This window comes from Arthrobacter sp. TMS2-4, from assembly GCF_054511075.1.
The window spans coordinates 540,786-554,138 of the sequence record NZ_JBTNDI010000001.1 but is presented as its reverse complement, the minus strand read 5'-3'; the positions used below and the strand labels follow the sequence as shown (position 1 = coordinate 554,138).

The 13,353-nt window shown below is 72.0% G+C and carries 13 protein-coding genes; 3 read left to right on the top strand and 10 right to left on the bottom strand.

Annotated elements, in window-relative coordinates; all coding sequences use genetic code 11:
• Positions 1 to 24 precede the first annotated feature (24 nt).
• Positions 25 to 3,084: an AAA family ATPase gene (locus tag ACX80F_RS02550; RefSeq protein ID WP_459334803.1), complete on the bottom strand. Its 3,060-nt coding sequence runs from the start codon at positions 3,082 to 3,084 to the stop codon at positions 25 to 27.
• A gap of 7 nt (positions 3,085 to 3,091) precedes the next feature.
• Positions 3,092 to 4,255 carry an exonuclease SbcCD subunit D gene (locus ACX80F_RS02545; RefSeq protein WP_459334802.1) on the bottom strand — a complete coding sequence of 388 codons (1,164 nt, stop codon included), beginning with the start codon at positions 4,253 to 4,255 and terminating at the stop codon, positions 3,092 to 3,094.
• 118 nt (positions 4,256 to 4,373) lie between these two features.
• Between ACX80F_RS02545 and ACX80F_RS02540 the strand changes: the two genes are divergently transcribed.
• Positions 4,374 to 5,417 carry an ADP-ribosylglycohydrolase family protein gene (locus ACX80F_RS02540; protein WP_459334948.1) on the top strand — a complete coding sequence of 348 codons (1,044 nt, stop codon included), beginning with the start codon at positions 4,374 to 4,376 and terminating at the stop codon, positions 5,415 to 5,417.
• Between the two features lie 75 nt (positions 5,418 to 5,492).
• Positions 5,493 to 6,407 carry an SDR family NAD(P)-dependent oxidoreductase gene (locus ACX80F_RS02535; RefSeq protein ID WP_459334801.1) on the top strand — a complete coding sequence of 305 codons (915 nt, stop codon included), beginning with the start codon at positions 5,493 to 5,495 and terminating at the stop codon, positions 6,405 to 6,407.
• Positions 6,408 to 6,440: 33 nt separating this feature from the next.
• On the opposite strand, the gene ACX80F_RS02530 is transcribed toward ACX80F_RS02535, so the two are convergent.
• Entirely contained in the window at positions 6,441 to 7,433 is a 993-nt protein-coding gene (locus ACX80F_RS02530) for an exonuclease domain-containing protein (RefSeq protein ID WP_459334800.1), read from the bottom strand.
• 94 nt (positions 7,434 to 7,527) lie between these two features.
• Between ACX80F_RS02530 and ACX80F_RS02525 the strand changes: the two genes are divergently transcribed.
• Positions 7,528 to 8,163 (top strand): HAD family hydrolase, encoded by a 636-nt coding sequence (locus tag ACX80F_RS02525; protein ID WP_459334799.1) that lies wholly within the window; start codon positions 7,528 to 7,530, stop codon positions 8,161 to 8,163.
• A 92-nt stretch (positions 8,164 to 8,255) separates the two neighbouring features.
• Here ACX80F_RS02525 and ACX80F_RS02520 read toward each other — a convergent pair whose 3' ends face one another.
• From ACX80F_RS02520 to clpS, 7 genes are all read right to left on the bottom strand, one after another.
• Positions 8,256 to 8,843 carry a DedA family protein gene (locus ACX80F_RS02520; RefSeq protein ID WP_459334947.1) on the bottom strand — a complete coding sequence of 196 codons (588 nt, stop codon included), beginning with the start codon at positions 8,841 to 8,843 and terminating at the stop codon, positions 8,256 to 8,258.
• 203 nt (positions 8,844 to 9,046) lie between these two features.
• On the bottom strand, positions 9,047 to 9,679 hold the full coding sequence (gene rdgB, locus ACX80F_RS02515) for an RdgB/HAM1 family non-canonical purine NTP pyrophosphatase (protein ID WP_459334798.1): 633 nt from the start codon (positions 9,677 to 9,679) through the stop codon (positions 9,047 to 9,049).
• Positions 9,672 to 10,460, bottom strand: coding sequence for a ribonuclease PH (rph, locus tag ACX80F_RS02510; RefSeq protein WP_459334797.1), 789 nt, complete (start codon positions 10,458 to 10,460; stop codon positions 9,672 to 9,674). Before rph ends, rdgB begins: the two co-directional genes overlap by 8 nt.
• 83 nt (positions 10,461 to 10,543) lie before the next feature.
• A complete protein-coding gene (locus ACX80F_RS02505; RefSeq protein ID WP_459334796.1) occupies positions 10,544 to 11,341 on the bottom strand; it encodes an MBL fold metallo-hydrolase in 798 nt (265 codons plus the stop codon).
• Entirely contained in the window at positions 11,338 to 12,249 is a 912-nt protein-coding gene (gene murI / locus ACX80F_RS02500) for a glutamate racemase (RefSeq protein ID WP_459334795.1), read from the bottom strand. The genes ACX80F_RS02505 and murI overlap by 4 nt, the downstream gene beginning before the upstream one ends.
• A 107-nt stretch (positions 12,250 to 12,356) precedes the next feature.
• On the bottom strand, positions 12,357 to 12,932 hold the full coding sequence (locus ACX80F_RS02495) for a DUF2017 domain-containing protein (protein ID WP_459334794.1): 576 nt from the start codon (positions 12,930 to 12,932) through the stop codon (positions 12,357 to 12,359).
• A 9-nt stretch (positions 12,933 to 12,941) separates the two neighbouring features.
• Positions 12,942 to 13,250: an ATP-dependent Clp protease adapter ClpS gene (gene clpS / locus ACX80F_RS02490; protein WP_459334793.1), complete on the bottom strand. Its 309-nt coding sequence runs from the start codon at positions 13,248 to 13,250 to the stop codon at positions 12,942 to 12,944.
• Positions 13,251 to 13,353: the final 103 nt, after the last annotated feature.

The window sequence follows — 13,353 nt, the reverse complement described above, 5'->3', positions numbered from 1 at the left end:
CCCGACCCGGTAACGGCTCAGAGTTTACACGCTGGCGGGCTGCTCCACATAGCGCAGAGTGGAGCCCTGCCTGCCCTTCACCACCTGCAACTGCGCGCTCACCCGCTGCTTCAGCTCGGGCACGTGGCTGACCAGGCCCACCACGCGTCCGCCGCTCCGCAGTCCCTCGAGCGCGTCCATGACCTGCTCGAGCGCCTGGTCGTCGAGGGACCCGAACCCCTCGTCGACGAACAGGGTCTCGATGTCGAGCCCCCCAGCTTCCTGCTGCACCACGTCCGCCAGGCCGAGCGCGAGCGCGAGGGAAGCCATGAAGGACTCCCCTCCCGAGAGCGTCGAGGTGTCGCGCCGGTTCCCGGTCCAGCCGTCGATCACGTTCAGGCCGAGACCGGACCGCCGGTTGCCCGCCGTGGCGTCGCTGTGCACCAGCTGGTACCGGCCGTCGGACATCTGCAGCAACCGCTCGGTGGCTGCCGCCGCGACCTGCTCGAGCCGCGAGGCGAGCACGTACGTGGCGAGGGGCATCTTGTACAGGTTCTCCCCGCCGCCGCGCGCGGTCTCGGCCACGGCCGCCGCCAGCTGGGCCTCCTCGCGCAGCGGGGCGATGTCCTTCTCGAGGTCGGTGAGCTGCCGCGCATACGATTCCAGCTGTGCGACCGAGTGCCCGAGCACCTCGGCGTCGATGCCCGCGCGGTGCGCCCTCGCCCTGAGGTCGTCGGCCGAGGCGGCGGCGAGGCGCTCGTCGTCGTCGGTCGGCGCCAGGACCCCCTCCTGCTCCTCGCGGAGCGTGTCCCGGATGTCGGCATCGTCCCACGCGGCGTCGAGTCGGTGCCCGCGCAGCTCGTACTCCTGCACCGCGCCTGCGAGGGTTGCGGAGCGGTCCTCCGGCAGGAGGGCGGCGCGCGCCTCCCCCGCCGTACCGAACGGTGTTCCACGGAGCGCGTCCTGGAGCCGCCGCGTGTTCTCCTGCTGTGTGGTCGTGGCCCGCTCCAGCGCGTCGAGGGCCTCCCGCACGCCTTGCAGGTCGTCGGAGGCATGCTGGACGGCGTCGATCCGCGCCGCCAGCGACGGCGCGTCCGCCTGCAGCCCGGCGAGCCGTCGGCGCAGTTCGGCGTCCTGGTCCGTGAGGGACGACCGCCGGTTCCCGGCTTCCGCTCGCTCCTCTCGCAGCGCCTCCAGCTGCGCACGGGTCCTGTCCTCGTCCTCGACGGCCCGGCGCATCCTCTCCTCGAGGGCAGCGCGCTCGGCGTCGGCGGTCTCGGCTCGCTGCAGGGCCGAACGCGCGGCCCGTGTCGCCGCGGCGGCGTCCTCGCGGCCGGCTTCGCCACCGCGGGCCGCGAGTTGCGCGACCTCCAGCCGCCCGTGGTCCCGCTCCTCGCGTGCCGTCTGCTGCGTCGCTTCCGCCTCGGCCTGCAGACGACGAGCCGTCTGCTCCTCGTCGAGACTGATGCGCTCACCCTCCGGCGACGGAACCGGTGCCGGGTGCTCCGTGCTCCCGCACACGGGGCAGGCATGCCCGTCCTGCAGCTGTTCGGCGAGCTCCTGCGCCGCCTGCTCCAGCCGGAGCTGCAGCTTCGCCAGCCACTCCTCCTTGAGCGCCAGGAACCGCTCCGAAGCGAGCGCGTAGCGAGCCTCCGCTGCCGCCTGGCGCTCCCGCGCTGCACCGTACTGCTGCACGGTCTCCTCGGCGGCGACCGCAGCGGCGAGATCCGCGCGCAGATGGGCGAGTCCGTCCGCGGCGTCCCGCAGGGGCCCGAGCCTGTCGGCGTCATCGGCGCGCCGGCGCTGCAGCCGTGCGATGCCCTCGCGGGCGTCGTCCAGCCCCTGATCGAGTTGACGGATCGTCGCGTCGAGAGCATCGAGGCCAGCGCGGACGTCGAGCAGCCGCTGCTCGTCCGGCAGGGCGGCCCGCAGGACGGCCACCACGGAGGAGGATTCCGCGCACGCGGACGTGAGGGTGTCGCGGGGCACGCCGGCGCCCCCGTCCTCCCCCGCCCCGTCGTCGAGGTACTCCCCGGCCGTGGCGTTGCGTCGGAGACGACCGAGGGCCTCCGTGTGCGCGCGATCCGCGCGTCGGACCAGCGACGCCGCTTCGTCGTCGAGACGGAGATGGGCGGCGAGCCCGCGGGCCTGGTCGTGGAATCGGAGGCGTTCCACCAGTCCGGCGATTTCCTCCGCCCTTCCCCGGTGCTCCTCGCGCTGCGCCCGGAGCTGCGCCAGCACGTCGAAACGGCGCCGTCGCTGCCTGAGCGCGGCGAGTGCACCGTCGGCGAGCGCGCTCTGCTCGGCGAGGTCCGCCGATTCCAGGCCGGCCGCGGCGCGACGGTCGGAGAGCGCCGCGGACAGCGCCTGCAGGGTGGCCGCCCAGGCATCCGGAGCGTCCGGATCCGCGTCGACGTCCGCGGGTGCGAGAGCGTGGCGTTCGGCCTCGTCGACGGCGCGGAGGAACAGGTGCCGCTGCCGGCCCTCCTGGTCCTCCAGCCGGCGGGCGGTCCGGTGGTGCTCCTCGGTGAACAGCTTTTCGAGCTCCTCGAAGCGGGCGGTCGAGAAGAGGCGCTGCAGCAGTTCACGGCGCGGTTTGGCATCTGCCCGCAGGAAGGCGGCGAACTCGCCCTGCGGCAGCATCACCACCTTCGTGAACTGCTCCTTGTCCATCCCGAGCAGTGCCTGCAGCTCGAGTCCGGCTTCGTCGTTCCGCGCGGACTTCTGGACCCAGTCGCTGCCGATCCGCTCGCTGAGGAGGGTGTGCGCCTGTTCGGTGGTCGTGCCTCCCCCGCGTCGTGCCGGCCGGTCCCAGGCCGGTGACCGAACCACCCTGAAGCGACGGTCCGCGACGGAGAACTCGAGGGAGACCTCCGGGGGGAGGGACTCGGCCGCGTGATCGCTGCGGAGCCTCTTCGCCGCCTGGCGCGCCCCCGGTACGGAGCCGTACAGGGCGAAGCACACCGCGTCGAGCACGCTCGACTTGCCGGCCCCCGTGGGTCCGTTGAGGAGGAAGAGGCCCTGCGCCGAGAGGGCGTCGAAGTCGACGCTCTGCCGGTCCGCGAACGGCCCGAACGCCTGGATCTCGAGGCGGTGCAGTCTCATGCGTTCCCTACCGTTCGTGGGCGAGGCTCAGCGCGGCGTCGACGGTCGACCGGACGAGTGCCAGCTCCTCGGTGGAGGCCTTCCTGCCGCGCACGTGCTCGAGGAATCCGCTGCAGATCTCGGCGTCGTCCCGGGCCTCGGCGAGGCGCTGGCTGTAGGTGCGGGTGTCGGCCTGCCCGCCCCCCTCCGGCGCGAAGGCGAGGACGAGGGTGTCCGGGAAGCGTGCCCGCAGGCGCTCCATGGCCCGTGCCGGCCGCTCGGGGTCGGTGAGCGTGATCTGGCAGTAGGCCCCCTCGGCCCAGGCGAGGTCCTCCTGCCCCAGGAGGTCCTCGAGCCGCCCGCTGAGCACCGCGAGGTCGCGGGGTGCCGGCCACTCCACGGCCCGGATGCCGTCGACCCCGTCCGGGGTCACGTCGAGGAGCCAGGCGCCCTTGGCCTGGTGGGCCTCCGAGAAGGAATAGGCGAGGGGGGACCCCGAGTAGCGCACGCTCTCCGAAAGTCTCTGCCGGCCGTGGAGGTGCCCCAGCGCGCTGTAGTCGAAGCCGTCGAAGAGGGAGAGCGGCACGGCTCCGAGGCCGCCGATGGCGAGATCGCGTTCGCTGTCCGAGCCGGCCCCGCCCGCGGCGAAGGTGTGGGCCAGCACGATCGAGACGGTGCGCCGCACGGATGAGCGCCGGGTCAGGTCCTCCCGGATGCGGTCGAGCGCCGCAGCGGTCACCGCGGTGTGCGTCGGGGCCTCCGCCTGCAGGCTCTCGGCGACGACCCGCGGCTCGAGGTAGGGCACACCGTAGATCGCGAGCTCCGCGCCGCCGTCGAGGGGGACGACGACCGGAACGGCGATGTCCTCGACGCGTGTGCGCAGGTGCACACCGCCGCGGGCGAGGATGCGTCCACCGAACCCGAGCCTGGTCGCGGAGTCGTGGTTGCCGCTGCTGACGACCACCTGGGCGCCGGCCACCGTCAGCCGGTCCAGCGCCTCGTCGAACAGGGCGACGACGTCCACCGCGGGCAGGGCGCGGTCGTAGACGTCCCCGGCGACCAGCACGACGTCGACGCCCTCCTCGCGGACCGTCTTCTCCAGGTTGTCCATGAAGATCCGCTGGGCGTCGAGCGTCCCGGTGCCGTGGAAGGAGCGCCCGAGGTGCCAGTCCGAGGTATGGAGGATCTTCATGATTTTCACGCTACCGCCGGACGCCGACATTCCATGGATCAGCGACCGGCGGGGCGGTCATCGGGACCGGAGTCGGCCCGTACGCAGCGTGGGCCCCGCCTCCTAGACTGGACCGGTGATGACGAACAACACCACCGGCAGCGGCAGCGACACCGATTCCGGCACGAGCGGTGCGCCGTCCTTCGGGGACACACCGCAGGACGCACCGCCCGCCTACGAGGACCGCGTCCTCGGATGCCTCCTCGGCACCATGGCGGGAGACGTGTACGGGCTCCTGGCCGTCGCGGGGGACGATCCGCTGCACGCCCTCGACGATCCCTCGGACCTGGCCGTCTCGGACGCCACCCAGCTGACCCTGTACACCGTCGACGGCCTGACGGATGCGCTGGAGTGGGCGAACGACGGCGTGGCCGCCGACGAGACGGCCTGCCTGTGGCTCGCCTATCTGCGATGGCTCACCCGCCAGGGGGAGCATCTTCCCGCCCGGGCGCCCGCACCGCCTCCCCGCTGGCTCGACCGGCAGGAGGGCCTCCTCCCGGTGCGGGCACCCGACGCCGACACCGTGCGTGCCCTCCTCACCGGTGAGATGGGGACGCGCGCACGGCCCCTGAACCCGGACGCGGAGGGAGCCGGCGCGCTCATGCGGTCCGCGCCCTTCGGCCTGGTCCCCCGGATCCCGGCCAGCCTGGTCGAACGGCTGACCGTCGAAGCCGCGGCGCTCACCCACGGATCGGCCGCCGCCCGGGCCACCGCGGCCCGGTACAGCGGGATCGTCCGCTCGCTCGCCATCGACGGCCTTCCCCTCGACGAGGCCGCCGCCCTTAAGGGCGTCGCGGACAGCGCCCCGGCGCACCGTACGCCCGCCGAGCGGACGGGAGCGGCGACCACGGCCACCGCGACCCTGGAGGTAGCGCTCCACGCCGCCCGCGTGGGTGCGGCCTCGGCATCCCCCCGCGAGCAGTTCGCCCTTGCGCTGGCGTCCGCTTCGGCCACCGGTCGGTCCGACGCGTCCACCGTCGTCGCCGCCTCGCTCGCGGGCGGCATCATCGGGGCGCTGCACGGCACGGCCGCGCTGCCCGCTGCCTATCTGGACGCTCCGGGGGCCGCCGACGTCGTCCGGTCCATGGCCCGGACCCTCCTGAGGGCGACCACGGGCCGCTGACCCGGACGCCGTGTACCGGGCAGCGCAGGCGATTCCTGCGAACGGGGGACGGCGGAGCGATCTAGGCTTGGTCCCATGTGGACCCCCGACGATCTTCCTCCGCTCGCCGGCGAGCGCATCCTCGTCACGGGCGGCAACGCCGGTCTCGGCTACTTCGCGTGCGAGCAGCTGGCCGCGGCGGGCGCCCACGTGGTGATGGCGTCGCGGAGCGCCGACAAGGCCGCCCGGGCCATGGACGCCATCCGCGGCCGGCACCCCGACGCCGAGGTGTCCTTCCAGCCGCTCGACCTGGCGGATCTCGCATCGGTCCGTGCGGCGGCCGCGACGATCGCCGCCGGAGCGCCGCTGAGCGGCCTGCTCGCGAACGCGGGGGTCGTGGGGTCCTGGAAGCGGCGGACGACGGCGGACGGCTTCGAACTGCAGTTCGGGACCAACCACCTGGGGCACTATGCACTGATCGCCCGGCTCCTGCCGTCGCTGTCCGCCGCGGGCACGAGGATCGTGCACCTCGGCAGTGTCAGCCACCGCGGGGCGCGCCTCACGCCGTCGTTCCTGCAGCCGTCGCTGTACAGCGGTGCCCGCGCCTACGCGACGTCGAAGCTCGCCGTCACGGCCTTCGGGTTCGAGCTCGCACGACGTCTCGACTCCACCGGCAGCCCGGCCACCAGCGTCGTCGCCCACCCCGGCCTGGCCCTCGGCATGCTCACCCCCGAACGCCGCGGAGTCGCCGCCCACCGGCCCGCGCCCCAGTGGAAGCGGCGCATCATGGGGCGGGTGGCGCAGGGGAAGGACGACGGCGCCTGGCCGCTCGTACGCGCCACGATCGACCGCGGGATCCCGAACGGCGCCTACGTCGGTCCGGACGGCTGGTTGCAGCTCACGGGACGGCCCGTCCTCGTGTCGGCGCAGCGGCATGCGCGGGAGCGCAACGCGGCATCCCGGCTGATCGACCTCTCGACCCGGCTGACCGGCGTCGACCTGCGCTTCTGACCGCCGGCAGGCCGGGAGATCGATCAGCCGCGGTCACTGGCTATCGGCCGGCCAGTGTCCCCCGGTCATCTGCAGGAACTCCGCTTCGGACAGCACCTCGATCTCCTGACCGCGCTCGTGCAGTTCGAGCACGCGCCGTGCCTTGCCGGTGACGCGACCGTTGCGGAGGTCGGAGGCCACGAAGCCGTCGCCGACCACGAGGACCGTGGTGCGCCGGGTGACGGCGCTCGCCGGCTGCGCCCCGAGACGCGCGGCACGCTCCTTCGCCTGGGGGCGCGGGATGCCGAGGTTGCCTGTGAAGACCACGGTCTGCCCGTACAGCGGGTGGCGTGGATCGGCCTGGGCGTTCGCGTGGGGGTTCTCCCCCTCCTCCGGCCAGCCGGACCAGCCCCTGGGCGAGGTGCCGCGCTCGAGGGCCGTGCGCGTCGCCTTCGACAGCTCGTCGACGCCGGGTGCGTAGGGTTCGGCGCGCGAGAGAGGAAGGCCGTGGCAGCCGAGCACGTCCTCGACGGTCCGCGCGCCGTACCGGCGTGCGATGTCGATCATGATGCCGGCGCAGGCCCGGGCGTCCTCCACGGCGTCGTGGTGGTTGAGCAGGGGCACACCGGCCGCCTCCGCGACGAATGGCAGGGAGTAGGAGGGCAGCGAGTAGCTCCGGCGCGAGAGCACGACGGTGCAGGCATAGTCCCAGGCGGGCCCCGACAGCGCGGAGACCTCCAGCGCCGACCGGATCACGCCGAGATCGAACGCCGCATTGTGCGCGACCAGGACGTCGGAGCCGATGAAGCCGCCGATCTCGGGGAACAACTCCCCGAAGCGCGGGGCGTCCTCGACCATCGCCGGGGTGATGCCATGGATCGCGATGTTCCGGGAGTCGAAGTGGTCATGGCCGACGGGCGGCCGCATCAGCCAGGACGCCTCCTCGACGACCCGGCCGTCCCTGATCTTGGTCAGGCCGACCGCGCACGGGGAGCCGCGGAAGCCATTCGCCGTTTCGAAGTCGATGGCCGTGAACGCGATTCCCACGCCTCCACCTTACCGCCGCCCCCTGACGGACCGTTCACCTGAAGTTCACCGTGGGACCGCAGTCGTGCGGCCTGCGGTGTTCCTATGCTGGACCATGGCACGCACAGACAGCCCGCGACGGTGGTACCTCTTCGACTACGGCAACGTGATCTCCACGGCCCCGGCGCCCTGGGACTGGGACGTGCTCGCGGAGGCGACCGGCGTCGACCGCCTGCAGGACCCGGGTTCCGCCTACTGGCGGTACCGCGTCGCCTACGATGCCGGGGCCCTGACCTCCGACGAGTACTGGTCGCTCGTGCGCGGCAGCCGGGCAGGGCCGGGACGCGCCGCCTGGCTCGACGCGCTGGACGCGCACCAGTGGTCGCACCTGAACCTCGAGACACTCGACGTCCTGGAAGACCTCGAGGCGCGGGGCGAACACCTGGCGGTGCTGTCCAACATGCCGGCGGCCATGGCCGCGCAGGTCGCGGACGCCCCGTGGACGAGGCTCGTCCGGCGCACCTTCTTCAGTTCGTCGCTGCGGCTCGTCAAGCCCTCCCAGGCGATCTTCGAACGCGTCCTCGCCGAACTCGGGGCCGCGCCGTGGCAGGTGACCTTCGTCGACGACTCGCCCGCAAACGTCGCCGCGGCGGGGTCGCTGGGCTTCCATGCACTGCTGTTCGACCCGTCGTCGGACCTCTCGCGCCTGCTCGCGGAGGGCGTGGCGGTCAGTCCCGCGTTCGGGGAATGAGCAGGTCCCGGACGGCGTCGATTCCCTGCACGCCGATCACACGCCCCTCGTGCAGCACAAATCCGTAGCGGCTCCCGCGACGGGCTCCCCGGTCACTGGATCCGCTTCCTCGCTCGGTACTTACGCACCTTGGAGACGAGGAAGTAGAGGAAGAACAGGACGACGGCGATGATGACGATCCGCTGGAACGTCCCCGCATACTCCTCGACGATGTGCCAGCTCTCCCCGAGGTAGAACCCCGCCAGGACGAAGATCGAGTTCCAGATGAGGCTCCCGGCCGTGGTGAGCAGGAGGAACTTGCCGATCGGCATGCGCTCGATCCCCGCGGGGATCGACACGAGACTCCGGAACAGCGGGATCATCCTGCCGAAGAAGACGGCTTTGTAGCCGTGCCGGTCGAACCAGCCCTCCACCCTGTCGACGTCCTCGAGGTCGATGAGCGGCACCCTGGACACGAGACGGCGCATGCGGTCCCGACCCAGCCAGGCCCCGAGGGCGTACAGCGCGTAGGCGCCGACGACGGAGCCGATGGTGGTCCACAGGATCGCCTCGAACAGGGAGAAGTTGCCGCGACTGGCGGTGAAGCCCGCCAGGGGCAGGATCACCTCGCTGGGCAGCGGCGGGAAGAGGTTCTCGAGGGCGATGGCCAGACCCGCACCGGGCGCGCCGATGGTCTCCATGAGGTTCACCGCCCAGTCCGTGACCGCGCCGAGCGTCGAGCCGTCCGACGTCGTGGTCGCCGCGGCGACCTGGATCGTCTGGGCTGTCTGGGTGGTGCTCACGGTGTATTCGTCCCTCTCGTGGTCCGCCCCCTCGGGACGTGCGGTGCCGGCTGGTGCTGATGATCAGTGGGTGGGGCGCCCTCGTGCGGGAGAGCGCCGGGTCAGGACAGTGCCTCGACGAGATGCGGCAGGAGCGCCCTGAACGCGACGCCGCGATGGCTGATCGCGTTCTTCTCCTCCGGCGTGAGCTCGGCGCACGTCCGGTCGAGTCCCTCGGGGACGAGGACGGGGTCGTAGCCGAACCCACCGGTGCCGCGAGGGGCGGACAGGAGGGATCCACGCAGTTCGCCGCGCTCGGTGTACGCGGCGGGCCCGCCGTCGGGGTGCGCGAGGGCCGCCGCGCATACGAAGGCCGCGCCGCGCCGCGCCTGCGGGATGTCGGCGAGCTGCGCCAGAAGGAGGTCGAGATTCGCGGCATCGTCGCCGTGGCGTCCCGCCCACCGGGCGGAGAAGATCCCCGGAGCCCCACCGAGGACGTCGACGGCCAGCCCCGAGTCGTCGGCAACGGCGATCAGGCCGGTGGCCCGCGCTGTCTGCTCCGCCTTCAGGAGCGCATTCTCCTCGAAGGTGACCCCGCTCTCGACGACGTCCGGAGCACCCACGGAGGCGGCGTCGACGACCTGCGTGTCGACGTCGAGCCCGGGAACCTGCCCGCGCAGCAGCTCACGCAGCTCACGCAGCTTGCCGGCGTTCCGCGTGGCCAGGACGAGCCGGGGACGGGACTGCTCAGGCATCCCGGGAGTCCCGGAGGGTGTCGAGCTGGATCTGCGTGAGCTGCGCCGTGCCGACCAGCGCGAGGTCGAGCAGGGCGTCGAGCTCGGCGCGGTCGAAGGGGGCGCCCTCCGCGGTCCCCTGGACCTCGACGAAGGTGCCGGACCCGGTGACGACGACGTTCATGTCCGTCTCGGCACGCACGTCCTCGACGTAGGGCAGGTCGAGCATGGGGACGCCGTCGATGATGCCGACGCTCACGGCGGCCACGGTGTCCGTCAACGGGGAGGCCGAGGCGGGGATGAGCTTCTTGTCCTTGGCGTACCGGATCGCGTCGGCGAGCGCGACGTACGCTCCCGTGATCGCGGCCGTCCGCGTGCCGCCGTCGGCCTGCAGCACGTCGCAGTCGAGGACGATGGTGTTCTCGCCCAGCGCCTTCGTGTCGATGACGGAGCGCAGCGACCGGCCGATCAGGCGGGAGATCTCGTGCGTCCTGCCACCGATCTTCCCCTTGACCGACTCGCGGTCGGACCGCGTGTTGGTGGCACGGGGAAGCATGGCGTACTCGGCGGTCACCCAGCCCTTGCCCTCCCCCTTGAGCCACCGCGGCACCCCACTGGTCAGCGACGCCGTGCAGAGGACCCGGGTGTTCCCGAACTCGATGAGGGCTGATCCCTCGGCCTGCTTCGACCAGCCCCGCGTGATGGTGATGGTGCGCAGCTGATCGGGCGTCCGCCCGTCGGCACGGAGGGCGGGGGCGGTGCCCACGGGGGCAGGGGCAGACGTCGGATTCGCGGGGGTCATGGCTTCCAGTCTAGACGGGGGCGCCTGGGAGATCACCGGCCGGGACGTCAACCGGGGATTCCGGAGCGGCACGGAACGTGGCGTCAGACGGTGTAGGAGACGCCGGCGACGGCGACGGCGAGATGGCCGTCGTAGCTCTCGCGGGCCTCGCTCACGGCCACGTTGGCGTCGTTCCAGACCGGCAGGTGCGTCAGGAGGAGGCGCTTGGCCGACGCCCGGGTGGCGACGTCGCCTGCCCGCTTGCCCGTGAGGTGCACCCCGACGATGCCGTCGTCGCGGCCCTCGTGGAACGCGGCCTCGCACAGGAAGATGTCCGCGTCGCGGGCGGCGTCCACCAGGCCGTCACACGCGTCCGTGTCCCCGGAGTAGGTGATGACGCGCGTGCGGTCCACGCCGTCGGCGTCGGGCTCGGACACCTCGACGCGCAGCGCGTACGCCTCCTCGATGGGGTGGAGGACCTGGTACGGGGTGATCGTGAAGGGACCCACCGTCACCGGACCGCGGTCTGTCCAGGACCGGAAGTCGAAGTCCTCGTGCATGCCCGGGTCGAGCTCGAGCCCGTAGGCACTGGCCATCCTGTCCGCCGTCGCTGCCGGCCCCCACACGGGGATGCGCGGGAGCCCCCAGCCGGAGGGATCCCAGTGGACGGCGACATGCAGGCCGCACAGGTCCATGCAGTGGTCGGGGTGCAGGTGGGAGAGGAAGACGGCGTCGATCTCGCGGAGGTCCATGTGCCGCTGCAGGGCACCGAGGGACCCGTTGCCGAGATCGAGGAGGATCCGCCACGTGCGGCCCTGCCATTGCGCGCTGAGCAGGTAGCACGACGCAGGTGACTGGGGGCCGGGGAAGGAGCCGCTGCACCCGACGATGGTGAGCTTCATGCCGGCGGGAATCCGGCGGCCGCGATCATCTCGGGCGTGATGCGCGCGAGGCTGCCCGTCGGGTACTGCGCGGCCACGTGGTCCACGTGCTGCACGCTGAGCACCTCGGGGCCGAGGAAGCGGCGGGCGAGGACCTCGAAGCCCGCGGCGTCACCGGTCGCGACGAAGCGGTGCACGCCCGGTGCTGCGGTGTCGCGCTCGAGGCCGTGCGAGACGAGGGCGCGGTACACGTCCTTCGCCGTCTCCTCCGCGCTCGAGACCAGGGTGACGGAGTCTCCCATGACATAGGAGATGACGCCGGTGAGCAGCGGGTAGTGGGTGCAGCCGAGGACGAGGGTGTCGACCCCTGCGCCCTTGAGCGGCTCGAGGTACTCCTCCGCCGTCCGCAGGAGGGCTTCACCACCGGTGACACCGGCCTCGACGAACTCGACGAACGCCGGGCAGGCCATCGAGGTGATCTCCAGGTGCGGGGCGGCTGCGAAGGTGTCGTCGTAGGCGCGCGAGCCGACGGTCGCCGTCGTCCCGATGACGCCGATCCTGCCCGACCGGGTGGCGGCGACGGCGCGGCGCACGGCGGGCTGGATGACCTCGATCACGGGGATGCCGTAGCGCGCCGTGTAACGCTCCCGCGCGTCGCGGAGGACCGCGGCCGACGCCGAGTTGCAGGCGATCACGAGGAGCTTGACGCCCGAGTCCACGAGTTCGTCCATGACGCCGAGCGCGTGCGCACGGACCCGGGCGATGGGGAGAGGGCCGTACGGGCCGTTCGCGGTGTCGCCGACATAGATGACGGACTCGTGGGGCAACTGGTCGATGACCGCCCGGGCGACCGTCAGCCCGCCGACGCCGGAGTCGAAGATCCCGATGGGCGCCTCGCGGCGGTCCGTGTTCACTGGCTCTGGGCTCATGATCCTCGACAATATGACGTGCTGCCGGTGAAAACTATTCGCCGATCCGTGGGTTGTGTCACAGCGCTCCGTCGCACCGCACTCGGTCGGCCCGGCGCGCAGGTGGCTCAGCGCTCCAGCTTCATCGCTTTCAGCATCGCCTGCACGAGCGATTCCTGGAGCCAGGTGATGAAGTTGTAGACCAGGGCGAGGTAGGAGTCGACGTCGTCGACGTCCTTCGAATCCGCGATCTCGTGGAGCCGTTCGGCGTCGTCCTCCGTCTCGATGGCGAGCCGGTCCGCGAGCACCAGCCGGACGTCGTTGAGCGCCTGGGCGAGCAGGCGCGCCTGTTCGCCGGTGAGCGTCATGGGGCTGGACTCGATGAGCAGCGCGCTGCTGCGCAGCGCCCCGATCTTCTGCTCCCGCAGGGAGCGCTCCGTCAGGCGGCGGAACGCGAGGGCCTCGTCGTCGTCGCCGCGCACCGCGTCGGGGAGGAGGCGCCGGACGGCGGAATCATCGGGAGCCGTGGCGTCGGCGTCGGCGCCTGACAGGCCGACCAGCGCAGCCAGCGGATCCTCGCTGGGCGCCGTCTCGGGCTCGAGCATGGAGATGACGTCCTCGAGGAGGGCACCCAGCAGTCGCGCCTCACCGGGCTCCAACGCTCCGGTGATGCCTCGGCGCGTCGATTTGAAGGGTTTCGCCATGGGGTCCGACTACTCGCTTCCGGCTTTTTCGAAGGTGGCCCACAGTCCGTACGAGTGGAGGGCGACGGTGTCCTGCTCCACCTTCTCGCGGCTGCCGGACACGACGGCGGACCGGCCCTGCTCGTGGACCTCCAGCATGAGCGTGCGCGCCCTGGCCTCGCTGTAGCCGAAGTAGGACTGGAAGACGAAGCTCACATAACTCATGAGGTTCACGGGGTCGTTCCACACCACCACGACCCAGGGCTGGTCGAGGTCGGTCTTCTCGGCCGTCCCCACCTCTTCCCGGGTGTCGGTGCCGGTTGCAAAGCCAACTGTCATGATCGCCATTCTAGGACGGCTCGCCTGCGCCGGGTGGCCGGGTATTCTCTCGGCGGACGCCCCGCTATCGTTTTCAGGGTGACCGATGCCCTGACCACGAACC